Raw genomic sequence first — 22,580 nt, forward strand, 5'->3', positions numbered from 1 at the left:
TTGAGGGCGGTGTTCATTTCACCGCGATCGGCTTGCAGCTTGCCGCTTGAAACTAGCCGCTCCTAGAGAGGTCTGTGTTTGCATGTATTACGGTGAACGCTTCAATGCCTGGACGCACCTGGTCGGTGCCATCCTGGCTAGCATCGGTGCCATCTGGCTGATCGTGGTTGCGGGTATGCAAGGTGACCCGTGGAAGATCGTCAGTTTCTCCATCTACGGCAGCACCTTGCTGTTGCTGTACAGCATCTCCACCCTCTACCACAGCACGCGCGGCCGGGCGAAGGTGATCATGCGCAAGCTCGATCACTTGTCGATCTACCTGCTGATTGCCGGCAGCTATACACCTTTTTGCCTGGTCAGCCTGCATGGCCCGTGGGGCTGGAGCCTGTTCGGCGTGGTCTGGGGGCTGGCAGTGATCGGCATGTTGCAGGAAATCAAGCCCCGCTCCGAAGCGCGGATCCTGTCGATCATCATCTACGCGGTGATGGGCTGGATCGTACTGGTGGCGGTCAATCCCTTGCTGCAGGCATTGGGTACCGCCGGCTTTGCCTGGCTCGCCGCCGGCGGAGTGTTCTATACCGTGGGCATCATCTTCTTCGCCCTCGACAGCCGCCTGCGCCACGCGCACGGTATCTGGCACCTGTTCGTGATCGCCGGCAGCCTTTTGCACTTCGTGGCGGTGTCGTTCTACGTGCGCTAGTTAAAAGTCGCCCCACAACTGCTGCGCTACCGACAGCGCCACTACCGGTGCGGTTTCGGTGCGCAGCACGCGCGGGCCGAGGCGTGCGGCCTGGAAGCCTGCGCTTTGCGCCTGTTCGACTTCAGCGTCGCCAAGGCCGCCTTCAGGGCCGATCAAGAAGGCCAGGGTGGCGGGCCTGGCATGGCTCGTGAGCGGCTCGGCCACCGGGTGCAGCACCAGCTTCAGCTCAGCCTGGGTGCTGCTCAGCCATTCGGCCAGGGTGGTGGGTGGGTTGATGGCCGGCAAGGTGGAGCGGCCGCATTGCTCGCAGGCGCTGATTGCCACTTGGCGCCAGTGCGCCAGGCGCTTGTCGGCGCGTTCGTCTTTGAGGCGCACTTCGCAGCGCTCGCTGACGATAGGCGTGATGGCGTTGGCGCCCAGTTCGGTGGCTTTCTGGATCGCCCAGTCCATCCGCTCGCCGCGGGACAGGCCTTGGCCAAGGTGGATGTGCAAAGGCGAATCGGCCTGGCCGGCAAACGCCTGGTCGAGGCTGACGCGTACGGTTTTCTTGCCCACTTCAAGCAAATGGCCACGGTATTCCTGGCCGCTGCCATCAAACAGCTGCACGGCGTCGCCGGGGGCCATGCGCAAGACGCGGCCAATATAGTGGGCCTGGGCCTCGGGCAGGTCATGCTCGCCAAGGCTCAGGGGGGCATCGATGAAAAAGCGGGACAGTCTCATGTAGTGCTCGTTGGCAAAGGGAAACGCGCCCTGGGTCGGAGCGGCCTTGTGTCGCGAAAGGGCTGCACGATCAGCCCGGGTCGCGGAAGTCGGGGTGGAAGTTGGCCGGCACCGCCACGCTGATGCGCTCGCGGGTGGCAAGGTCGATGCCTTCGCTGGCGACCTCGGCAAGGAAGTCGATCTGCTCGGGGGTGATCACGTACGGCGGCAGGAAGTACACCACGCTGCCCAACGGGCGCAACAGAGCGCCGCGGCTCAAGGCGTGTTCGAACACCTTCAGGCCCCGGCGCTGTTGCCAGGGGTAGGCGACCTTGCCCGCTTTGTCCTGGACCATCTCGATGGCCAGCGCCATGCCGGTCTGGCGGATCTCGGCCACGTGGGCGTGGTCGGCCAGGTGGGCGGTGGCGCTGGCCATGCGTGCGGCCAGGGCCTTGTTGGCCTCGATCACGTTGTCCTCGGCAAAGATGTCCAGGGTCGCCAGCGCCGCTGCGCAGGCCAGCGGGTTGCCGGTGTAGCTGTGCGAGTGCAGGAACGCCCGCAGGGTCGGGTAATCGTCATAGAAGGCCTGGTACACCTTGTCGGTGGTCAGGCAGGCCGCCAGTGGCAGGTAGCCCCCGGTAAGGGCCTTGGACAGGCACAGGAAGTCTGGGCGGATGCCGGCCTGCTCGCAGGCGAACATCGTGCCGGTACGGCCAAAGCCCACCGCGATTTCGTCGTGAATCAGGTGCACGTCGTAGCGGTCGCAGGCCTCGCGCAACAGCTTGAGGTACACCGGGTGGTACATGCGCATGCCGCCGGCGCCCTGGATCAGCGGCTCGACGATCACTGCCGAAATGGTTTCGTGGTGCTCGGCCAGGGTCTGTTCCATACTGGCGAACATGTTGCGCGAATGCTCTTCCCAGCCCATGCCCTCGGGGCGCAGGTAGCAGTCCGGGCTCGGCACCTTGAGGGTATCGAGCAGCAGCGCCTGGTACGTCTCGGTGAACAGCGGCACATCGCCGACCGACATCGCGGCGATGGTTTCGCCGTGGTAGCTGTTGGTCAGGGTGACGAAGCGTTTCTTGCCTGGCTTGCCGACGTTCTGCCAGTAGTGGAAGCTCATCTTCAACGCGACTTCGATGCACGATGAGCCGTTGTCGGCGTAGAACACCCGGTCAAGCCCGGCCGGGGTCATGGCCACCAGGCGCTCGGACAGCTCGATCACCGGCTGATGGCTGAAGCCGGCCAGGATCACGTGTTCCAGCTGGTCGACCTGGTCCTTGATGCGCTGGTTGATGCGCGGGTTGGCGTGGCCGAACACATTGACCCACCAGCTGCTCACCGCGTCCAGGTAGCGCTTGCCTTCGAAGTCTTCGAGCCATACGCCTTCACCGCGCCTGATCGGGATCAGCGGCAGCTGCTCATGGTCTTTCATCTGGGTGCAGGGGTGCCACAGGACCTTGAGGTCACGTTGCATCCACTGATCATTGAGGCCCATCGGCACTTCTCCTGGCTTTGCGGCGTGGTTCGACCGCGTAAGCCTAAGCAATGCCGCAGGGTTGGACAACCGCCGGGCGGCAGCAGGTAAAATTGTCAGTTGCCAAGGGCACTTGATATCACTGCGCTGGCAGGGCCGGCACGGCTGACGTATTCTTAACGCATCTCGCTCGGGGCATTTCTGCCCCTCCTCGTTCCTGTAACCTCTGACTCGGAGTTCGCCGACATGGCTGCTGCTTGGGTGCGCCTGTGCGCGTTGGTATTGATTGGTGTGTCCAGCGGCGCTGCGCTGGCGAAGGACAAGACACCCACGGCGATCGTCGTCGGCGGTGGCCTGGCGGGCCTTACGGCAGCCTATGAGCTGCAGAACAAAGGCTGGCAGGTCACCCTGCTGGAGGCCAAGGCCAGCATGGGCGGGCGCTCTGGCCTGGCCACCAGCGAGTGGATCGGCAACGCCAAGGCGCAACCTGTGCTCAATGAGTACCTCGAGCGCTTCAAGCTCACGACCCTGCCGGCGCCAGAGTTCGTGCGCACCCCGGGTTACCTGATCGACGGTGAGTACTTCAGCGCAACCGACCTGGCCACCAAGCAGCCGGCCACCGCCGAGGCACTCAAGCGTTACGAGAAAACCCTCGATGACCTGGCCCGCTCTATCGACGACCCGCTCAATCCGCAGGCCACCAGCACGCTGTTTGCCCTTGACCAGATCAACGTCGCCAGCTGGCTGGACAAGCTGCAACTGCCGGCCACCGCCCGGCAACTGATCAACCAGCAAATCCGCACCCGTTACGACGAACCGTCGCGCCTGTCGCTGCTGTACTTCGCCCAGCAGAACCGTGTTTACCGCAACGTCAGTGACCGTGACCTGCGGGCCGCGCGCCTGCCTGGCGGCAGCCCGGTGCTGGCCCAGGCCTTCGTCAAGCAGCTGAAGACCATCAAGACCAGCTCGCCGGTCACCGCCATCGTTCAGGACAAGGACAGCGTCACCGTCAAGGTCGGCAGTGTCGGTTACCAGGCCGATTACCTGGTCATGGCCGTGCCATTGCGCGCCCTGGCCAAGATCCAGATCACCCCGGGGCTGGACAGCCAGCACCTGGCGGCGCTCAAGGGCACCAACTATGGCTGGCGTGACCAGCTGATGCTCAAGTTCAAGAAGCCGGTCTGGGAAAGCCGCGCGCGCATGTCGGGCGAGGTGTTCAGCAACGCCGGTCTGGGCATGCTGTGGATCGAGCCGGCGCTGAAGGGCGGGGCGAACGTGGTGATCAACCTGTCCGGCGACAACGCCCGCCTGCTGCAGGCTTTCGGCGACAAGCAGATGGTCGACCAGGTGTTGATCCGTCTGCATGCCTTCTACCCGCAGGCACGCGGTGCGTTCACCGGTTACGAGGTGAAGCGGTATAGCGTCGATGCCGGTACCGGCGGTGCCTACCTGGCCTACGGGCCGGGTCAGATCAGCAAGTTCTGGCGCCTGTGGGAGCGCCCGGTGCAGCGCATCACCTTTGCCGGTGAGCACACCGATGCCTTGTACCCGGGCACCCTGGAAGGCGCCCTGCGCAGCGGCCAACGTGCCGCCAGCCAGGCCCAGGACCTGCTGGCCGGCAAGTCGTTCGACCCGGTCAAGGCCGCGCCGGTCGCGGCAGCCGCCGCCGGTGCCGGGGCAGCTGCCGCGAGCAAGGGCGGGTTCTTCTCCAACCTGTTCGGTGGCTCGTCCGACAAAGCGGGCAAGGCTGAGCAGGCACCTGCCAAGGCTGAGTCCAAGGCAGGCGATGAGGCCAAGCAAGACAAGCCAGGCTTCTTCAAGCGCCTGCTCGGTGGCGCTGACGCGCCAGAGGCCAAGGCCCAGCCGGTAGCCAAGGCTGACGAAGCGGCGCCGGTCGTTGCCCCTGCGCCAGCGCCCCAGGCAGCACCAGCACCGGCACCGGCACCGGCAGTGAAGGCGGCGCCAGCCAAGCCTGCTGCGGCCAAGGCCGCCCCTGCCAAGCATGCGCCAGCGCACAAGCCAGCGACCAAGCCTGCCGAGAGCAAAAAGGCCAACGCCAAGTCGGAGCCGGCCAAGAAACCTGTCGCCAACCCGCAGGCCAAGGCGGGTTGATCGGTCGCAGTGCCGGTCTCTAGGGGGGTAGCCCCGCTCCTGCAACGGACACAGTGGTCCTTGGCGGGAGCGGGCGCCCTGGTAGAGGCCGGCCCTGGCTACCCCATTCACAGCCGTTGGCGTTAATGTTTCCTTAATGGGAAGCGTTCAGAATTTCTATCGGATTTATCGATAATCCGAAGCAATTTTTTCCGCTTTTATTCGATACGTTACGCGTTAGTCTGTGCACAGCTTTCACGGGGAAACACGTCAACATGCAACTGCGCAATTCACCTTCCCGCTACGGCGTGGTCAGCATCGTCCTGCACTGGGGCGTGGCACTGGCAGTCTTCGGCCTGTTCGGCCTGGGCCTGTGGATGGTCGGCCTCGACTACTACAGCCCGTGGCGCAAAGCCGGCCCGGACCTGCACAAGAGCATCGGCCTGGTGCTGCTGGCGGTAATGCTGCTGCGTGTACTCTGGCGTTTCATCAGCCCGCCACCGCCGGCACCGGCCAACCATGGCAGCTTCACCCGCCTGGCGGCCAAACTGGGCCATCTGGCGCTGTATCTCGGGTTGTTTGCCGTGATGGGCGCCGGCTACCTGATTTCCACTGCCGACGGCGTTGGCATTCCGGTATTCGGCCTGTTCGAAGTGCCGGCGTTGATCAGTGACCTGCCGGACCAGGCAGACGTGGCAGGGGTAATCCACCTGTGGCTGGCCTGGGGCTTGGTGATTTTTGCCGTGCTGCATGGCCTGGCTGCACTCAAGCACCATTTCATCGACCGTGACGCGACCCTGACCCGCATGCTGGGCCGCAAAGCTTGACCCTCAACCTCAATTGCATAGGAAGGAACAGGATGTTGAAAAAGACTTTTGCCGCTCTGGCGCTGGGTACCGCTCTGCTCTCTGCTGGCCAGGCAATGGCTGCCGAGTACAAGATCGACAAGGAAGGCCAGCACGCGTTCGTTGACTGGAAAATCAGCCACCTGGGCTACAGCTTCATCCACGGTACTTTCAAGGACTTCGACGGCAACTTCACTTGGGACAGCGCCAAGCCTGAAGCCAGCAAGATCAGCGTCGACCTGAAAACCGCCAGCCTGTGGTCGAACCACGCCGAGCGTGACAAGCACATTGCCAGCGCTGACTTCCTGGACGTGAAAAAATACCCGGACGCCAAGTTCGTCTCCACCAGCGTGAAGTCGACTGGCGACAAGACCGCTGACGTGACTGGCGACCTGACCATGCACGGCGTGACCAAGCCGGTCACCTTCAAGGCAACCTTCAACGGTGAAGGCAAAGACCCATGGGGCGGGGAGCGTGCAGGCTTCAACGCGACCACCACGCTGAACCTGAACGACTTCGGCATCAAGGGCCCGGGCCCGGCTTCGCAAACTCTGGACCTGGATATCAGTGTCGAAGGCGTGAAGCAGAAGTAAGTATTGCGTTGCCCCTGAAAAACGCCGCCCATCGGGTAATGGCTGTCAGTTAAGTGTTACTGGGGCTGCTTTGCAGCCCTTCGCGGGCACGCCCGCTCCCACACGTTTTGCGCTAAATTCAAGAAATGCGCTATCCCTGTGGGAGCGGGCGTGCCCGCGAAGGGTCGCAAAGCGGCCCCACATTACTTAACTGACTGGCATTAGCCCATCGGGCGGCGTCTTTTTTTGCTACCTGGGCTTAGCCCTTGCGGGTCAGCAGCGCTGGGCGCTCACCGCGGGGGCGGCTTGGCAAGTCATCCAGCTGCTCAGGCGTAGGGAAACGGTCGAGCTTGGATTCCTTGCGGATGATCACCGGCTGTTTTTCCGCCTGGCGCGGGTTGCGCACGGCTGGCTCCTGCCGGGCAGCATCGTCACGGGCCGGGCGACCACGGCCAGCGCCGCCATCACGACGGGCACCGCCTCCGTTGTTGGCGCGCGGCGGGCGTTTTTCGCCGCTGCCACCGCCGCTGCGCTGCTGGCCGCCGCTACGGGCCTGGCCCTGACCACCAGTGTTGCTGCGCTGACCATTGCCTTGGCCCTGGCCCTGACCGCCACCCGGGCGACGATTGCGGCCCTGGTTCTTGCCTTGGTAGGGGCTGACGTAGTCAGCGCGGTTACCGAAGTTGTCGATCTCGTCGTCCAGGAACTCTTCCGGGTCACGATCGGCCGGAACCTTCGGCACGCTGGGGCTGCTGCTGGCTTGTTGCTGCTGGCGCGGCTTCTTGTCACGCGGCTTGCGCGGCTGCTGTTGCCTGTCGCCGCTCTTTTCCTTGTCGGCGGGCTTTTCAGCTGTTTGCTGCTTGGCCTTGCCTTTGTCCTTGCCCTTGTCCTTGCGGCCGCCATTGGCGTCTTTGCCACCTTCGCCGCGGGCCTGCTGGTTACGGCCACCGCGGCCGTTGTTCTGCGGGCGCTCGCGTACTTCGGGCTTTTCGGCCTCTACCTGGCTGGCGTCGAAGCCCATCAGGTCGCCATCGGGAATGCGCTGGCGAGTGACGCGCTCGATGCTCTTGAGCAGTTTTTCTTCATCCGGGGCGACCAAGGAAATGGCCTCGCCCGAACGGCCGGCGCGGCCAGTACGGCCGATACGGTGCACGTAGTCTTCCTCGACGTTCGGCAGCTCGAAGTTGACCACGTGTGGCAGTTGGTCGATGTCCAGGCCGCGGGCGGCGATGTCGGTAGCGACCAGTACCCGGACGCTGTTGGCCTTGAAGTCGGCCAGCGCCTTGGTACGAGCGTTCTGGCTCTTGTTGCCATGGATGGCGGCGGCGGTCAGGCCGTGCTTTTCCAGGTACTCGGCCAGGCGGTTGGCACCGTGCTTGGTCCGGGTGAACACCAGCACCTGTTCCCAGGCACCGAGGGTGATCAGGTGCGCCAGCAGGGCACGCTTGTGGCTGGCCGGCAGGCGATACACGCGTTGCTCGATACGCTCCACGGTGGTGTTCGGCGGGGTGACTTCGATGCGCTCCGGGTTGTGCAGGAGCTTGTCGGCGAGGTCGGTGATGTCTTTGGAGAAGGTGGCCGAGAACAGCAGGTTCTGGCGCTTGGCCGGCAAGCGGGCAAGTACCTTCTTCACGTCGTGGATAAAGCCCATGTCGAGCATGCGGTCGGCTTCGTCCAGGACGAGGATTTCAACGTGGGCCAGATCGACCTTGCCTTGGCCGGCCAGGTCGAGCAGGCGGCCAGGGCAGGCGACCAGTACGTCGACACCCTTGGCGATGGCCTGGATCTGAGGGTTCATGCCTACGCCGCCGAAGATGCAGGCGCTGACCAGGGGCAAGTCGCGGGCATACACCTTGAAGCTGTCATGCACCTGGGCGGCCAGTTCGCGGGTCGGGGTCAGTACCAGCACGCGGGGTTGGCGCGGGCCATGGCGCTGCGACTTGTCGGGGTGGCCGGCCGGGAACAGGCGCTCGAGAATCGGCAGGGCAAAGCCGCCGGTCTTACCAGTACCAGTCTGGGCGGCAACCATCAGGTCGCGGCCTTGCAACACGGCGGGAATGGCCCGCTGTTGCACGGGGGTCGGCTGGGTATAGCCCGCAGCTTCGATAGCGCGGACAAGAGCCTCGGAGAGACCGAGGGAAGCAAAGGACATGGGCGATCCTGTTCTCGTTTGGGCTGGGCCCGTATGGGATGTTCTGCCTGGCGCGACGGGCATCGTCGGGATGCGATCGCGTCCGGTCCAGCTGGGCTTTCACTGCACATCCGGGAAACGGAGGGTGGACGCGAAGGTGCGCCAGTGCCGATCGGGATGCCTGTTGCGAGGCCGAGCGTCCGGGCGTGAGCCGGGCGGGAAGGCCCGAGTATAACAGAGCTATCGCGCTGTGCTGCTTTCCTGCTGCTCAACGGCGTTGAGAATGTTTTTGGTGTCGCCTGTGTAGCGGTTGCTGATCGCCGTATAGGCCGCTTCCTGCTTGAAACGCCGCAGTTCTTCGGCAAACGCCTCGGCCAGTGCCTCGCGGCCCGGCTTGCGCACCAGGGCCAGGTACTGGTGCTGGCGCCTGACCACCAGTGGCAGCGCCTCGACCTGCCGTTGCAGGCCCAGCTGCTGCGCCAGGTAATGGCCAGCCTTGCGGTCGGTGATCGCCAGGTCGACACGGCCCAGCATCAGCTTGCCGAAATTGGCTTCGTGGGTGGGCGCGGCTTCGCGCTTGAAGTAGGTGGCCCCGCTGAAAGCTGCGCCATAGGTGTAGCCGGGCGAGGTGCCGACGGTAAGCCCGGCCAGGTCTTCCAGCTGGTTGACCACGTGGCGGCGCACACTGGCCTGGAACAGGATGAACTCGACCTCCGACATGGGCTCTGGCGCGTAGACCAGGTAGGGCTGACGCGACTCGGTCTGGAAGATATCGACAATACCGTCGGCCAGGCCTTGTTCGACCATTGCCAGGCAACGCTTCCACGGCAGGAACTGCCATTCCACCTCGACCCCGAGGCGGGCGAACACCAGGTTGGTCACTTCGTAGTCGATGCCGCGTGGATGGCCGTCCTGCTGGTACACGTAGGGCGCCCAGTCGTCAGAGACCAGGCGCAAGCGTTCGCCCAGGGCCATCGGGCTCAGGCAAACGAGCAGCAGGATCCAGAACAGCCGGGCGATGTGGGGCATGCCGGGAGATTACGCGCTCGGCCGGTGCAAGGCCAGAGGGCAGGGCACCGGGCCATTCAAGCGTGGGAAGACCTGAGCAGGTGATGCTCGATGTCCTTGCGTCGTTCCCCCAGCGACAAGCGCAGCCCGGGGTGGCGCAAGCACTGGCGCAGGCGCTCGGGGTCGGTGGGGCCGTGGCGGGCATTGAGGTTTTCCAGGGCCTTGTCCCACCAGGCCGACGCGCAGGCGCGGTCGAACTCGTTGGCGTAGGGGTAGCAGCCGTACAGCAACTCACGGGCAAACTGACGTTCCTGGGGCGGAAGGGTCAGGCTCAATGCCTTGTAGCCCAGGCGGTGCAAGGCCGGTGGCCGGGGCAGCTGGTCGTTGACCAGGGCGACGTCGGCCAGCGCTGCCGGGCTGAGTGGATGTTGCCCATGTTTGGCCAGCCAGGCCTGGATCTTGGCGCGGAACTGCGCCTTGCGGCTCCAGTAATGGTGAATGACGTCGGAGCATGCCGCCAGCTGCAGGTGACCGTGGGCCACGACTGCCAGGCAGAATTCTTCCAGGGTGTAGGCCTCGCGGGCCAGCGGGTAGAGCGTGTCCATCAGGTCGATGGAGCGGTCCAGGGTGCCCGCGTCGGCGGCAGTGAGGCCGATCACCCCGGAGTTGACCAGGGGCATCTGGCAGTCGGCCAGGCCGCGGGACTGCAGAGGGCCCAGCAGGTTTTTATACAGCAGGCACTTCGGGTTCGCCCCATAGTGCGGGCCGATGGTGTTGCACAGCAGCTTGCCGGGCGCGACCCGGTCGAACAGTTGCAGTGGTGACTTGCGGAAAAAGGTATCGGTGTCGATCAGCACGGCCAGCGGGTGCTGGCGCAGTACCTGGCGCAACAGCACATGCTTGCTGCGAAAGTGGTAGCCGTGCGGGGCGTTCCAGGCTTGGCGCGTGGCCTCGTCCAGTACATGAGTGGTGACCGGTAGCCCGGCATAGGGTTGCGGGTTGTCGGTGTAGACCTGGATGTCCATGACGCTGCTGGCGGTGCCGCCGAGCTGGGCAAGGGCGCTGATGATGCTGAAACAGGCTTCCTGATGATAGGTCGCGGGGCCAAAAGCCAGGTAGACGAGCTGTGGGCGAGATGGCTGGGGATGCTGCATGGCAGGCAAGACCTGTGTAACCCAAAAAAGAACAAGGCCTTAGTCTATGACCAAAGCCTTAATCATTTCTTAAGCAGACATTGCCAAAAAGTTTCAGCGCGGGAGCTTGAGGTTGTTCCACAGCGCCAGGCTCGCCTCGGCCTGGTTCAGGGTGTAGAAGTGCAGGCCCGGTGCGCCGCCTTGCAGCAGTTGTTCGCACATGCGGGTGATGACTTCTTCGCCGAAGGCCTGGATGCTTGTGGTGTCATCACCGTAGGCTTCCAGCTGCTTGCGGATCCAGCGCGGAATCTCGGCGCCACAGGCATCGGAGAAGCGTGCCAGTTTGCTGTAGTTGGTGATTGGCATGATGCCCGGCACCACCGGGATATCCACGCCCAGCTTCTGCGCGCGCTCGACAAAGTAGAAGTAGCTGTCGGCGTTGAAGAAGTACTGGGTGATGGCGCTGTCAGCACCGGCCTTGACCTTGTGCACGAAGTTGCCCAGGTCGGCCTCGAAGTTGCGCGCCTGTGGGTGCATTTCGGGGTAGGCAGCCACTTCCAGGTGGAAGTGATCGGCGGTTTCCGCGCGGATGAACTCGACCAGGTCGCTGGCGTAGCGCAGTTCGCCGGAGGCCATGCCCATGCCCGACGGCAGGTCGCCGCGCAAGGCCACGATGCGCTTGATGCCGGCGGCCTTGTACTCGGCCAGCAGGGCGCGCAGTTCAGCCTTGGTGTCGCCCACGCACGACAGGTGCGGGGCGGCCGGTACCTGTACTTCGCTTTCCAGCTGCAGCACGGTGTTCAGAGTACGGTCGCGGGTCGAACCACCGGCACCGTAGGTGCAGGAGAAGAAGTCCGGGTTGCAGGCAGCCAGCTGGCGGGCTACACCCATCAGCTTTTCATGACCGGCATCGGTCTTGGTCGGGAAGAACTCGAAACTGTAGCGGCGTTCTTGTGACATCAGGCGTTCCTCTGGCAGCAAGCGGCAAGCGGCAAGCTGCAAGCTGCAAGCTTCAAGCTGCAAGTAAAAGCCAGATCGGTGATGGCCGGTCTGGCTGGTCATCGTTCAAGGTTTTAAAAGGCTGGAGCTACAAGCAGCAGCAACACGGTCTGCTTCTGCTTGCAACTTGCAACTTGCAACTTGCAACTTGCAACTTGCAACTCGCTGCTAGCAGCTCCAACCCTGCCGCTTAGTAGCGGTAAGCGTGCGGCTTGAACGGGCCTTCGACGGTCACGCCGATGTAGTCGGCTTGCTGTTTGGTCAGCTGGGTGACCACGCCGCCGAAGCCGCGGACCATTTCCAGGGCCACTTCTTCGTCGAGCTTTTTCGGCAGCACTTCCACGGTCAGGCGCTCGGCCTTCTTCTCGGCCGACAGGTCGGCGAACTTCTGCTCGAACAGGAAGATCTGGGCCAGGACCTGGTTGGCGAACGAACCGTCCATGATGCGGCTTGGGTGGCCGGTGGCGTTGCCCAGGTTTACCAGGCGGCCTTCGGCCAGCAGGATCAGGTAGTCGTCGTTCTGCGGGTCGAAGCTGCCGGCACCGGTGCGGTGGATCTTGTGCACCTGCGGCTTGACCTCTTCCCAGGCCCAGTTCTTGCGCATGAAGGCCGTGTCGATCTCGTTGTCGAAGTGGCCGATGTTGCACACCACGGCACGCTTCTTCAGGGCCTTGAGCATGTTGGCATCGCAGACATTGACGTTGCCGGTGGTGGTCACGATCAGGTCGATCTTGCCCAGCAGGGCTTTATCGATGCTGGCTTCGCTGCCGTCGTTGATACCGTCGATGAACGGCGATACCACCTCGAAGCCGTCCATGCAGGCCTGCATGGCGCAGATCGGGTCGACTTCGGTGACCTTGACGATCATGCCTTCCTGGCGCAGCGACTGCGCCGAACCCTTGCCCACGTCGCCGTAGCCGATCACCAGCGCCTGCTTGCCCGACAGCAGGTGGTCGGTACCACGCTTGATGGCGTCGTTCAGGCTGTGACGGCAGCCATACTTGTTGTCGTTCTTGCTCTTGGTGACCGAGTCGTTGACGTTGATTGCCGGGACTTTCAGCTCGCCCTTGGCCAGCATGTCCAGCAGGCGGTGCACGCCAGTGGTGGTTTCTTCGGTCACGCCGTGCACGCGGTCCAGTACCTGCGGGTACTTCTTGTGCAGCAGTTCGGTCAGGTCGCCACCGTCGTCGAGGATCATGTTGGCGTCCCATGGCTGGCCATCCTTGAGGATGGTCTGCTCCAGGCACCACTCGTACTCTTCTTCGGTTTCACCTTTCCAGGCGAACACCGGGATACCGGCAGCGGCGATGGAGGCGGCGGCCTGGTCCTGGGTGGAGAAGATGTTGCAGGACGACCAGCGCACTTCGGCACCCAGGGCTACCAGAGTTTCGATCAGCACGGCGGTCTGGATGGTCATGTGGATGCAGCCCAGGATCTTCGCGCCCTTGAGCGGTTGCTCGGCCAGGTACTTGCGACGCAGGCCCATCAGCGCAGGCATTTCCGATTCGGCGATGATGGTTTCGCGACGGCCCCAGGCGGCCAGGGAGATGTCGGCGACTTTGAAATCGGTAAAACCAGTAGGCATGTTTGCAGCGCTCATGAGAGCCTCCATTCGTAGTGTGCGAATGGGCGCCGTTGTGCGTTAAGCGCCCGCGAGAGCGAGCAACGCCCCATCCGAGCCTGACAGGCCTAGCCTGCTGCAGCGCCCCTCGGACAGGTGGCGGGCATGGCACCGCTGTGGGCAACCATGTGAAGCGGCGCAGATTATAGCTGTGCCTGCCGGGTTGCCCAAGGTTTTCTGTCGATTAATCGCGACGATAGTCGATGTGCAATGGAGCGATCGCAGCTGCTCTGCCATCATGGGCGCACGTTAGCCAAGCAGGTCAGGAGTACTGATGAACTTTCACACCCGCAAGTGGGTTAAACCCGAAGACCTCAACCCCAATGGCACCCTGTTCGGTGGCAGCCTGTTGCGCTGGATCGACGAAGAGGCGGCGATCTACGCCATCGTACAGCTGGGCAACCAGCGCGTGGTGACCAAGTACATGTCGGAAATCAATTTCGTCAGTGCCTCGCGCCAGGGCGACATCATCGAGCTGGGCATCACCGCGACGGAGTTCGGCCGCACCTCGATCACCCTCAAATGCGAGGTACGCAACAAGATCACCCGCAAGAGCATCCTGACCGTCGACAAGATGGTCTTCGTCAACCTGGGTGAAGACGGCTTGCCGGCGGCCCATGGGCGAACCGCGATCAAGTATGTGCAGGACCAGTTCCCGGATTCTGCCGTCGAGTGATCGTATGGGGCTGCGCTGCAGCCCATCGCCGGCAAGCCAGCTCCCACAGGGATCGCAACAGGGCTGACAGGTGTTTGTCACAAGATATGCAGCGGCGAGCACCTGGCAACCCTGACGCGATCCCTGTGGGAGATTCTATGGTTCCTGGCAAGGGTAGCCGGAGCATCTTCAGCGCCTGTGAGATCGAGCGCCGCCCGCGCGGCGCAATCGCGAGCTGCGCTCGCTCCTACGTTTGTTTCGGGCCAGTAACGCCTGTGACAGGCGCGCGCGGCCGCCTTGTTTGTACGGCGCGATATTGAGGCATGCACCAAGGCGTTCGCGCGCGAATCCCAGAGGAATAATTGGCCCGAAACAAACGTAGGAGCGAGCGCAGCTCGCGATGCACCGCGCGGGCGGCGCTCGCTCTAACAGGCGCTGCCATACCTTGTGGCAAACACCAGTCAGCCCTAAGGCGATCCCTGTGGGAGCTGGCTTGCCGGCGATGGGCCGCAGAGCGGCCCCGGCATTCTCAAGGCTGGGCGCTGACCTTGCGCACCACCCGGCCGATGCTCAAGCCCTGCACCAGGATCGACGACAGCACCACGATGTAGGTAATCGACAGCAGCAGGTCGCGCTCATCGCCCAAGGGCAGCGACAGCGCCAGGGCCACCGAGACCCCGCCACGCAAGCCCCCCCAGGTCAGTACCCGCACCGTGCCTTTGGGCACCGGCCGCCAGCGCCGCAACAGCACGATGGCCGGGGCCACGGTCAGCAACCGCGAAAGCAGCACCGCCAGCGCCAGCACGCCGCCAGCGGCCAGGTGCATCCAGTTGAACGGCAGCAGCAACAGCTCCAGGCCGATCAGGGCGAACAGCAGCGCATTGAGCATGTCATCGATCAGCTCCCAGAAACCGTCCATGTAGCGGCGGGTCATGTCGTTCATGGCCAGGTTGCGCCCCAGGTTGCCGATGATCAGGCCCGCCACCACCATGGCGATCGGCGCCGACACGTGCAGCTCGTAGCACATCGCCGAGCCTCCGATCACCAGTGCCAGGGTCAGCATGACCTCGACCTGGTACTGCTCCACGCTCTTGATCATGCGGTAGGTGGCGTAGCCGATCAGGCCGCCGAAGAGCACACCGCCAATGGCCTCGCGGGCGAACAGCACCGCCGTGTCGCTGATGCTTGGGGTTTCGCCCAGCTGGATGATGCCCAGCAACACGGTGAACACCACCACGGCGGTACCGTCGTTGAACAACGACTCGCCGACGATGGTGGTCTTCAAGGGTTTTGGCGCATTGGCCGTACGCAGCGCGCCGAGCACGGCAATCGGATCGGTCGGTGAAATCAGTGCACCGAACAGCAGGCAGTAGATCAGCGGAACCTGCCAGCCGAACATGGCAAAGACCCAATGCGACAGGTAGCCGATGACCACGGTGGCAATCAGCACGCCCACGGTCGCCAGTAGCCCGATTGGCCAGCGGTAGCTGCGCAGGTCGGTGAGGTTGACGTGCAGGGCGCCGGCAAACAGCAGAAATGCCAGCATCCAGTGCATCAGCAGGTCATTGAAATCGATCTGGTTCATCAGGCCTTCGACGCGCTCTTCCAGGCCAGGGAAGCCGATCAGGCTCAGGCCTTGCAGCATCAGGGAAAACAGCAGCGCCGTGACCATCACGCCGATGGCGGGCGGCAGGCCGATGAAACGGTAGTTCACATAGGTGAGGAGGGTGGTCAGGCAGATAAACGCGGCAACTAATTCAAGCATCCCGAATCCTGTAACAGTGGCTTCCAAGTCGTAACCCGAATGGCTCGGGCAGTTCTTTGATGACCTGGCGAGGGGTTCGGGACACAGCCTTTGACCGAATTCGTTGCGAACGTTCCCATTCTGGGGCCGGCGATTGGCCGCACAATGGCCCGCTAACGCTCTATATTCACAGCCACGAAAGCCATAAGGAAAACAAGACGTGCTGGCAACATCCTTGGTGCTGGTCGCCGCGCTGCTGCACGCGACCTGGAACACCCTGATCAAATTCAGCGGCGAGCGGCTGCTGGTCATTGCCAGCATGGACACCGTGGCCTTGGCCTTCGCCGTGCTGGCGCTGCCGTTCGTGCAACTGCCACCGGCCAGTATCTGGCCGTGGCTGCTGGCTTCGGCGCTGGCCGAGCAGCTGTACCGCTATCTGCTGATCCAGGCCTACCGGGTGGGTGACCTGGGCCTGGTCTACCCTCTGATGCGCGGGTTGTCGCCGCTGGTGGTGCTGGGCTTGACCCTGGCGTTTGCCGGGGAGTCGCTGAGCCAGCAGCAGATCATCGGGATCCTGCTGATTCCGTGCGGCATGGCCTGCCTGCTGTGGCAGGGCGGCGGCGGTGACCGGCTGCCCTGGGCGATGCTACCGGTGGTGGCCCTGATCGGCCTGTGCATCGGTTGCTACACCTGGTTCGACGGGCAGGCCGTGCGCCTGTGGGGCAAGCCGTGGGATTACCTGGTGTGGCTGACCCTGCTCAGTGCCTGGCCATTCCCGCTACTGGCCAGTGTGGCGCGGCGTGCGCCCTTCGTAGCGTTCTGGCGCAGCCAGTGGCGCCTGGGGCTGGCGGTAGGGTTCTGTGTGCTGTTCAGCTACGCGCTGGTGCTGTGGGCCATGCACCTGGGCTCTGTGGCCGAGGCTGCGGCATTGCGGGAATTGAGCGTGGTGCTGGTGGTATTACTGGGTATGCGCTACCTCAAAGAACCTTTTGGCGGCCCAAGACTCCTAGCTTGCGGGCTGGTGCTGGCCGGCATGCTGGTAATGAAGCTCTGACCTGAAGACTGAACAAGGAGTCCTGCCTATGACCGTCGCTTTGTGGTGCATCCTGATCGCGCTGTTCCTGCCGCCGCTGTGTGCCTTGATCGCCAAGGTCAGCAGTGGCCGCTTTGGCATGCGGGACAACCATGACCCGCGTGCCTTCCTCGATACGCTGTCCGGGCTGCCACGCCGCGCGCATGCTGCGCAGCAGAACAGCTACGAGGCATTTCCGGCGTTCGCCGCAGCCGTGCTGGTGGCAGACATTGTCGGCAATGCCGAGCAGGTGACCCAGGATGTTCTGGGGGTGATGTACATCACCAGCCGGCTGCTCTACATCATTTGCTACCTGGCCGACTGGGCTGCCTTGCGCTCGCTGGTATGGCTGGCCGGGCTGGCGATCATCGTGGCGTTCTTCGTGGTTTCCATCTGAAGGCCTGCGTGGGCCCTGTGGCGCGGCTGAAGCCGCCCTCGCAGGGCCCGCGCAACGTCAAGGAACCTTGGGCACCTCTGGCAGCGGCTGGCCCTTGGGCCAGAGCATCCAGATCTGCCCTTGTTGCTTCATGTTCCCCGCCAACTCGCCGGCCTCGGGCCCGGTACCCCAGAACAGGTCGGCACGCACTTCGCCAGCAATGGCGCCGCCCGTGTCCTGGGCGCCAACCGGGCGCACCACCGGCGAGCCGTCGGGGCGCGTGGTGGACAACCACAACAGGCTACCCAGAGGGATCACCTTGCGGTCGATGGCCACGCTGTAGCCTGGGGTCAGCGGTACGTTCAGCGAACCGCGCGGGCCCTCGTTGCTGTCCGGGCGGGTGCTGAAGAACACGTAGCTTGGGTTGCTGGCAAGCAACTCCGCGACGCGCTGGGGGTTCGCCTGGGCCCAGGCATGGATGGCGCCCATGCTCACCTCGTCCTTTTTCAACTGGCCCTGCTCGACCAGCCAGCGACCGATCGGCCGGTAGGGGTGGCCGTTCTGATCGGCATAGCCCAGGCGCAGCTGGCGGCCATCTTCCAGCTGGATTCGGCCTGAGCCCTGGATCTGCAGGAACTGCAGGTCCATCGGGTCGCTCAGCCAGGCCAGCACGGGGGCTTTCACGCCGTCACGGTTGATCACCTCGGCGGTGTCGTAAGGCTTGAGCACCCGACCCTCGAGGCGGCCACGCAAGCGCTTGCCCTTGAGTTCGGGGTACACGCTGGCCAGGTCGACGACAATCATGTCCTCGGGCACGCCGTAAACCGCCACATGGTTGGTTTTCGATGGGCTCAGGCTGCCGGGGTAGACCGGTTCGTAGTAGCCGGTGATCAGGCCGTTGGCGTTGTTCTCGGCCGAGCGCAGGCCGTAGACCTCCAGGTTCTGCTCCAGGAAGGTGCGCACCTGCGCGGCACTGGCCTGGGCGCTACCCGCCGCTTCGCAGGTCGCGGCCCAGACCGGGTCGCGCTTGAGTTTTTCGCAACCGCTGCGCCAGGCGTAGAACCCGGCCAGCAAGTCTTCGTCACTGACTGCGGGCAGGTCTTTCCAGGTGGCGGGGGCGTAGGTGGCTACCGCATGCGGCTCGGGCTTGGCGCTCTCGCCGCCATTGCAGCCAGCCAGCAGGGCCAGTACCGGGAATGTCCAGGCCAGGTGGCGCAGGGCAGATTTCATGTGTGCATTCCTGTGGTGGGTGAACATGAAGATTCGCCCCTGTTTTTTATGTGGCTATTGGTGTTTGGCTGCGGGGCAGCGATACTGGCCGCCCCTTTTCGCAGGCCGAAGTGAGCGTCATGTTGAAGCGATTGACCGTTGTAGTGCTGGCAGCAGTGGCCCTGGGTGCAGCCTTGAGTGGTTGCGAGCGGGTTGACCCCAACTCGCCGCTGGGCAAGCGCAAGGTCATCTTCAAGGACATGCTCAAGACCAGCGAAGACCTGGGCGGCATGCTGCGTGGCCGGTTGCCGTTCGACGGGGTGAAGTTTGCCGGCGGTGCGCTGCAACTGGACAACCTCTCGCACCAGCCGTGGCAGCACTTCCCGCAGGTACGCGATGGCGGTGACAGCAGTGCCCGTGCCGCAGTGTGGGAGCGCCAGGCGCGCTTCCATGAGCTGGCCCGGCAGCTGGAAGGCGTGACCGGCGAACTGGTCGATGTGACCCGCACGCAGCCGCTGGACCCTGCGCAACTGAAAGCGCCGATGGACAAGGTCGAGGCGGCCTGCAAGGCCTGCCATAGCGAGTTCCGCAATCATTGATGGCTGTGCTGTTTGCACAAACCTGAGGCTTGCACATGCTTCTGTGGGCGCGACACAAGGCCGCTCCCACAAAGACCGCACTTGCAAGTCAGATACCTCAGCGGTCGAGATCGTCTACTGCTTCCTGCAGCTCTTTGCGCGACTCGGCGAGTTTGTCCTTGCGCTTGTTGATCTTCTCGGCGTCGCCCTTTTTCTCGGCCTTCTTCAGGTCTTTTTCGCGCTGCGCCACTTCATGACGGGCGTCGAGCACCTTTTGCTCGCGTTCCTTGCGCAGGCTGGCGTCGGTGCAGTTGTCGACCCCGCGCAGCGCTGCTTCCAGGCCTGCGACCTGGTCGCTGTTGCCGTGGTCACGGGCAATCTTCAGCTGGTTCTCGATGGCGCTGCGCTTGGCGGCGCAGCCAGTCAGGCCGGCATCCGGCTGGGCAGCCTGGGCGGTGCCTGCGGCCGCCGCAATGGTCGCGAGCAGGAAAAGGGTGGAAATACGTTTCATGAAAAGCCTCCTGGACGGGGCGGGGCAGCAAAAAATTAGGGTGAAATCCTGCCTTGGTTTTGTCCTTTTAGAAACCCTTGCCGGGTATTTCCGCTTGAATCTCAGGAATTTCCTACAGGCTAATTGGTAAAAAATCATTGCTTAGGGCGCTCAAAGCCTTCGATACCGTGCTCGCCCAGCTGCGTTGCTATGGCTCGAACCTCGGCGGCTGCAAAAAAATCCACCAGTTGTCGTGCGCGCTTTTCGCCAATGCCGGGTAATACCTGCCAAGTGTCAGCCGTGCGGGCCGCCAGTGCTTGCCAGTCGCCAGTAATCTGCATGCCATTGGGCAGGGGAGCGCCCAGCCCCCGCAGCCACTGGTCAAACGACCGGGTGCGGGCGTCGTCGAAACTGCTGCGCAACTGGGCTGCCGTTCGCGCACTGATTCCTGCAACCTCGCTCAGGCGTGTGGCATCCAGTTGCAGCCAGTCTGTGAGCGAGGTTGCCAGCCCGGCTGCGACCAGCCGGCGCCAGGTGCCCGGCCCGGTGCGCGGCAGGGCCAGGCCGTGCTTGCCGCTCAGCCACGCCAGGCGGGCAATGAACTGTTCTTCACAGCCCACGCTGGCTTGCCAACAGCTGTGGGCGTGATACTGGCCAGCTGCCGGTACCGCTACCGGCACGCGCTCGACAGCGCGGTGTACCACCTGCTCCAGGCGCGGAATGGTCAGCCCGGCCAGGCTCACCGCCACCTGGTCCCCAGGGCGAATGTCCAGGCTGTGCCAGCGCGCCAGCGAACCCATGCTCACTTGCGTGACCCGTCGGTTGTCGAGGGTTACCGGCAGCAGGTGCAGCACGGGCGTGACCCGCCCGGTACGACCGACCCGAAAGCGCACGTCGCGAACTTCGGCCAATGCTTGCATGTACGGGTACTTCCAGGCGGCGAGCCAGTACGGTGCCTTGGCCTGCCACCGTTCAGCGGGTGGCCGGCTACCCTGGCGCAGCACCACACCATCGCTGGCGAAGGGCAGGGCAGCGTGGTACCAGTGTTCACGCCATTGGGCCGCCTCATCCAGCGTATTGATGGCAACGCTGTAGCGCTGGCTGTCGGCAAAGCCCAGCTGTGCCAGCTGCGCGAGGCGTTCGGCCTGTTGCTCGGGGCCTTGCGGCCAGTCCCAGACGAACAGGCCCACCGCCTCGCCCTGTTCGCTGCTCAGGCGCTTGCGGGCGAGTAACCCGGCCACGGTATCGCGCGCCTTGGCGCCGCCCGCCTGGGCCTGAACATGCGCGTTCAAGCGCAGGTACAGCTCACCCTGCAACTGCAGGTCCATGGCCTGCGGCAGCTGGCGGGTGATGCTACCCAGCTGGGGGATGTGGCGGCTCCAGTCGTGCCCTTGGGCGCCGTTGCCCCGGCTGATCAGTTGCACCAGGCGGCCCTCTCGGTAAATGAGCGACACCGCCACGCCATCGACCTTGGGCTGGACCCAGACATCGGCCTTGCCGGCCAGCCAGCGCTGCACGGCGTGGCGGTCGTGCAGCTTGTCGATGCCCGTGTGGGGAATGGGGTGGGGTACCGGGCCGCCCGCGTTGGCCAGGGGCGCAGGGCCACCGGCCAGGCCGAAGCACTGCTGCAACTGCGCGAGGCGTTGGCGGCTCTGGTCATAAAGCTCATCTGGTACCAAGGCAATGCCTTGGCGATGGTAGTGGTCGTCCCAACTGCCAAGGGTTTTTCGCAGTTGGGCAACCTCGCTGGCGACTTGCTGGGGGTTCCAGCCGGGGCATGAGCTGGCGTGCGCCAGTGGTGCGGCGAGCACCCCCAGCAGGGTGATGAACAGCATGAGCGGCATGGCCTGCATCCTTGCATGGCGGGTTGGCCCCTCAGCGTAGGCAAGCTGGCAGGCATTGCCGGTAAGCGATTGTGAGTCGATATGTCATGAAAAAGCCCCTGCCGATCGCTCGGCAGGGGCTTTCGTCCAGCGCTGCAGGAAAACTTACAGGCCAGCAGCGTCACGCAGCGACTGGGCGCGGTCGGTACGCTCCCAGGTGAAGGTGGTGAAGGTGTCGTCGCCGACAGTCTTCTGCTGCGGGGTACGGCCGAAGTGGCCGTAGGCAGCGGTTTCCTGGTACATCGGGTGCAGCAGGTCGAGCATGGTGGTGATCGCGTACGGGCGCAGGTCGAAGCACTCGCGCACCAGCTGGATGATCTTCTCGTCGGAGACCTTGCCGGTACCGAAGGTGTTGATCGAGATGGAGGTCGGCTGGGCCACGCCAATGGCGTACGACACCTGGATCTCGCAACGCTCGGCCAGGCCGGCGGCGACGATGTTCTTGGCCACGTAGCGGCCGGCGTAGGCGGCGGAGCGGTCGACCTTGGACGGGTCCTTGCCGGAGAACGCACCACCACCGTGACGCGCCATGCCGCCGTAGGAGTCGACGATGATCTTGCGGCCGGTCAGGCCGCAGTCGCCCACCGGGCCACCGATGATGAAGTTGCCTGTCGGGTTGATGTGGTACTGGGTACCTTTGTGCAGCAGTTCGGCAGGCAGGGTGTGCTTGACGATCAGCTCCATCACCGCTTCTTGCAGGTCTTTCTGCGAAACCTCAGGGTTGTGCTGGGTCGACAGTACCACTGCGTCGATGCCTACGACCTTGCCGTTTTCATAGCGGCAGGTGACCTGCGACTTGGCATCCGGGCGCAGCCATGGCAGCAGGCCGGACTTGCGTGCTTCGGCCTGGCGCTCGACCAGGCGGTGCGAGAAGCAGATAGGCGCCGGCATCAGCACTTCGGTTTCGTTGCTGGCATAACCGAACATCAGGCCCTGGTCGCCGGCGCCCTGGTCTTCCGGCTTGGAGCGGTCGACGCCCTGGGCGATGTCTACCGACTGCTTGCCGATGATGTTCATCACGGCGCAGGTGGCGCCGTCGAAGCCGACGTCGGAGCTGTTGTAGCCGATATCGATGATGACTTTGCGCACCAGGTCTTCCAGGTCGACCCAGGCCGAGGTGGTGACCTCACCAGCGATGATGGCGACACCGGTCTTGACCAGTGTTTCACACGCTACGCGGGCGTATTTGTCCTGGGCGATGATGGCATCGAGGACTGCGTCCGAAATCTGGTCGGCGATCTTGTCCGGATGCCCTTCGGACACGGACTCGGAGGTGAAAAGGGAGTATTCGCTCATC

20 protein-coding genes and 1 riboswitch are annotated in these 22,580 nt (G+C 63.8%); of the genes, 8 read left to right on the forward strand and 12 right to left on the reverse strand.

Translation table 11 applies throughout. The features are described from left to right. Positions 1-82 precede the first annotated feature (82 nt). On the forward strand, positions 83-700 hold the full coding sequence (locus DMX12_RS10715; RefSeq protein ID WP_054913905.1) for a hemolysin III family protein: 618 nt from the start codon (positions 83-85) through the stop codon (positions 698-700). On the opposite strand, the gene DMX12_RS10720 is transcribed toward DMX12_RS10715, so the two are convergent. Further along, positions 701-1,420, reverse strand: coding sequence for a 16S rRNA (uracil(1498)-N(3))-methyltransferase (locus DMX12_RS10720; RefSeq protein WP_110677463.1), 720 nt, complete (start codon positions 1,418-1,420; stop codon positions 701-703). Between the two features lie 70 nt (positions 1,421-1,490). After that, entirely contained in the window at positions 1,491-2,897 is a 1,407-nt protein-coding gene (locus DMX12_RS10725; protein WP_029887358.1) for an adenosylmethionine--8-amino-7-oxononanoate transaminase, read from the reverse strand. Positions 2,898-3,122: 225 nt separating this feature from the next. Here DMX12_RS10725 and DMX12_RS10730 point away from each other — a divergent pair, with 225 nt between their 5' ends. The 3 genes from DMX12_RS10730 to DMX12_RS10740 all read left to right on the forward strand — a co-directional run bounded on the left by DMX12_RS10730 (position 3,123) and on the right by DMX12_RS10740 (position 6,405). Then, entirely contained in the window at positions 3,123-4,988 is a 1,866-nt protein-coding gene (locus DMX12_RS10730; RefSeq protein WP_110677465.1) for a flavin monoamine oxidase family protein, read from the forward strand. A gap of 254 nt (positions 4,989-5,242) precedes the next feature. After that, entirely contained in the window at positions 5,243-5,794 is a 552-nt protein-coding gene (locus DMX12_RS10735; protein ID WP_009682830.1) for a cytochrome b, read from the forward strand. Between the two features lie 32 nt (positions 5,795-5,826). Continuing rightward, a complete protein-coding gene (locus tag DMX12_RS10740; protein WP_009682831.1) occupies positions 5,827-6,405 on the forward strand; it encodes a YceI family protein in 579 nt (192 codons plus the stop codon). A gap of 238 nt (positions 6,406-6,643) precedes the next feature. On the opposite strand, the gene DMX12_RS10745 is transcribed toward DMX12_RS10740, so the two are convergent. From DMX12_RS10745 to ahcY, 5 genes are all read right to left on the reverse strand, one after another. After that, complete coding sequence (locus tag DMX12_RS10745; protein WP_110677467.1) at positions 6,644-8,536, reverse strand: DEAD/DEAH box helicase; 1,893 nt, start codon at positions 8,534-8,536, stop codon at positions 6,644-6,646. Between the two features lie 219 nt (positions 8,537-8,755). After that, positions 8,756-9,544: an ABC transporter substrate-binding protein gene (locus DMX12_RS10750; RefSeq protein ID WP_110677469.1), complete on the reverse strand. Its 789-nt coding sequence runs from the start codon at positions 9,542-9,544 to the stop codon at positions 8,756-8,758. 56 nt (positions 9,545-9,600) lie between these two features. Then, a complete protein-coding gene (locus DMX12_RS10755; RefSeq protein ID WP_110677471.1) occupies positions 9,601-10,677 on the reverse strand; it encodes a hypothetical protein in 1,077 nt (358 codons plus the stop codon). Between the two features lie 93 nt (positions 10,678-10,770). Next, positions 10,771-11,616, reverse strand: coding sequence for a methylenetetrahydrofolate reductase [NAD(P)H] (gene metF, locus DMX12_RS10760; protein WP_110677500.1), 846 nt, complete (start codon positions 11,614-11,616; stop codon positions 10,771-10,773). 229 nt (positions 11,617-11,845) lie between these two features. Beyond that, on the reverse strand, positions 11,846-13,255 hold the full coding sequence (ahcY, locus tag DMX12_RS10765; RefSeq protein ID WP_110677472.1) for an adenosylhomocysteinase: 1,410 nt from the start codon (positions 13,253-13,255) through the stop codon (positions 11,846-11,848). Positions 13,256-13,275: 20 nt separating this feature from the next. Next, positions 13,276-13,372, reverse strand: a riboswitch (S-adenosyl-L-homocysteine riboswitch). Positions 13,373-13,550: 178 nt separating this feature from the next. On the opposite strand from ahcY, the gene DMX12_RS10770 reads away from it, so the two are divergent. Continuing rightward, positions 13,551-13,952, forward strand: a complete 402-nt coding sequence (locus DMX12_RS10770; RefSeq protein WP_009682837.1) for an acyl-CoA thioesterase — start codon at positions 13,551-13,553, stop codon at positions 13,950-13,952. Between the two features lie 508 nt (positions 13,953-14,460). Here the strand turns inward: DMX12_RS10770 and DMX12_RS10775 are convergent. Beyond that, positions 14,461-15,696: a sodium:proton antiporter gene (locus DMX12_RS10775; protein ID WP_029886258.1), complete on the reverse strand. Its 1,236-nt coding sequence runs from the start codon at positions 15,694-15,696 to the stop codon at positions 14,461-14,463. 199 nt (positions 15,697-15,895) lie between these two features. On the opposite strand from DMX12_RS10775, the gene DMX12_RS10780 reads away from it, so the two are divergent. Further along, a complete protein-coding gene (locus DMX12_RS10780) occupies positions 15,896-16,729 on the forward strand; it encodes an EamA family transporter (protein WP_009681389.1) in 834 nt (277 codons plus the stop codon). A gap of 28 nt (positions 16,730-16,757) precedes the next feature. Beyond that, positions 16,758-17,144, forward strand: a complete 387-nt coding sequence (locus DMX12_RS10785; RefSeq protein ID WP_009681388.1) for an MAPEG family protein — start codon at positions 16,758-16,760, stop codon at positions 17,142-17,144. Between the two features lie 57 nt (positions 17,145-17,201). On the opposite strand, the gene DMX12_RS10790 is transcribed toward DMX12_RS10785, so the two are convergent. Beyond that, complete coding sequence (locus DMX12_RS10790) at positions 17,202-18,353, reverse strand: murein transglycosylase A (RefSeq protein WP_110677474.1); 1,152 nt, start codon at positions 18,351-18,353, stop codon at positions 17,202-17,204. 119 nt (positions 18,354-18,472) lie between these two features. Between DMX12_RS10790 and DMX12_RS10795 the strand changes: the two genes are divergently transcribed. Further along, complete coding sequence (locus tag DMX12_RS10795; protein WP_054912856.1) at positions 18,473-18,931, forward strand: cytochrome c; 459 nt, start codon at positions 18,473-18,475, stop codon at positions 18,929-18,931. 97 nt (positions 18,932-19,028) lie between these two features. Here the strand turns inward: DMX12_RS10795 and DMX12_RS10800 are convergent, their stop codons facing one another. The 3 genes from DMX12_RS10800 to metK form a co-directional block, all read right to left on the reverse strand. After that, positions 19,029-19,421 carry a DUF1090 domain-containing protein gene (locus DMX12_RS10800; RefSeq protein WP_009681384.1) on the reverse strand — a complete coding sequence of 131 codons (393 nt, stop codon included), beginning with the start codon at positions 19,419-19,421 and terminating at the stop codon, positions 19,029-19,031. A gap of 134 nt (positions 19,422-19,555) precedes the next feature. Beyond that, positions 19,556-21,244: an NAD-dependent DNA ligase LigB gene (ligB, locus tag DMX12_RS10805; protein WP_110677476.1), complete on the reverse strand. Its 1,689-nt coding sequence runs from the start codon at positions 21,242-21,244 to the stop codon at positions 19,556-19,558. A 144-nt stretch (positions 21,245-21,388) separates the two neighbouring features. Further along, positions 21,389-22,579 (reverse strand): methionine adenosyltransferase, encoded by a 1,191-nt coding sequence (gene metK / locus DMX12_RS10810; protein WP_009681381.1) that lies wholly within the window; start codon positions 22,577-22,579, stop codon positions 21,389-21,391. Position 22,580: the final 1 nt, after the last annotated feature.

This window comes from Pseudomonas sp. MB-090624 (assembly GCF_003205245.1).
Classification (GTDB): Bacteria; Pseudomonadota; Gammaproteobacteria; order Pseudomonadales; family Pseudomonadaceae; genus Aquipseudomonas; species Aquipseudomonas juntendi.

Bases quoted from the DNA above. Each gene is read 5' to 3' on its own strand.
- DMX12_RS10790 (WP_110677474.1), bottom strand. From the start codon at position 18,353: ATGAAATCTGCCCTGCGCCACCTGGCCTGGACATTCCCGGTACTGGCC.
- DMX12_RS10775 (WP_029886258.1), bottom strand. From the start codon at position 15,696: ATGCTTGAATTAGTTGCCGCGTTTATCTGCCTGACCACCCTCCTCACC.
- DMX12_RS10740 (WP_009682831.1), top strand. From the start codon at position 5,827: ATGTTGAAAAAGACTTTTGCCGCTCTGGCGCTGGGTACCGCTCTGCTC.
- DMX12_RS10785 (WP_009681388.1), top strand. From the start codon at position 16,758: ATGACCGTCGCTTTGTGGTGCATCCTGATCGCGCTGTTCCTGCCGCCG.
- DMX12_RS10755 (WP_110677471.1), bottom strand. From the start codon at position 10,677: ATGCAGCATCCCCAGCCATCTCGCCCACAGCTCGTCTACCTGGCTTTT.
- DMX12_RS10745 (WP_110677467.1), bottom strand. From the start codon at position 8,536: ATGTCCTTTGCTTCCCTCGGTCTCTCCGAGGCTCTTGTCCGCGCTATC.
- DMX12_RS10715 (WP_054913905.1), top strand. From the start codon at position 83: ATGTATTACGGTGAACGCTTCAATGCCTGGACGCACCTGGTCGGTGCC.
- DMX12_RS10770 (WP_009682837.1), top strand. From the start codon at position 13,551: ATGAACTTTCACACCCGCAAGTGGGTTAAACCCGAAGACCTCAACCCC.
- DMX12_RS10725 (WP_029887358.1), bottom strand. From the start codon at position 2,897: ATGGGCCTCAATGATCAGTGGATGCAACGTGACCTCAAGGTCCTGTGG.
- DMX12_RS10800 (WP_009681384.1), bottom strand. From the start codon at position 19,421: ATGAAACGTATTTCCACCCTTTTCCTGCTCGCGACCATTGCGGCGGCC.
- DMX12_RS10720 (WP_110677463.1), bottom strand. From the start codon at position 1,420: ATGAGACTGTCCCGCTTTTTCATCGATGCCCCCCTGAGCCTTGGCGAG.
- DMX12_RS10730 (WP_110677465.1), top strand. From the start codon at position 3,123: ATGGCTGCTGCTTGGGTGCGCCTGTGCGCGTTGGTATTGATTGGTGTG.
- DMX12_RS10795 (WP_054912856.1), top strand. From the start codon at position 18,473: ATGTTGAAGCGATTGACCGTTGTAGTGCTGGCAGCAGTGGCCCTGGGT.
- metK (WP_009681381.1), bottom strand. From the start codon at position 22,579: ATGAGCGAATACTCCCTTTTCACCTCCGAGTCCGTGTCCGAAGGGCAT.
- ahcY (WP_110677472.1), bottom strand. From the start codon at position 13,255: ATGAGCGCTGCAAACATGCCTACTGGTTTTACCGATTTCAAAGTCGCC.
- ligB (WP_110677476.1), bottom strand. From the start codon at position 21,244: ATGCCGCTCATGCTGTTCATCACCCTGCTGGGGGTGCTCGCCGCACCA.
- DMX12_RS10735 (WP_009682830.1), top strand. From the start codon at position 5,243: ATGCAACTGCGCAATTCACCTTCCCGCTACGGCGTGGTCAGCATCGTC.
- DMX12_RS10750 (WP_110677469.1), bottom strand. From the start codon at position 9,544: ATGCCCCACATCGCCCGGCTGTTCTGGATCCTGCTGCTCGTTTGCCTG.
- metF (WP_110677500.1), bottom strand. From the start codon at position 11,616: ATGTCACAAGAACGCCGCTACAGTTTCGAGTTCTTCCCGACCAAGACC.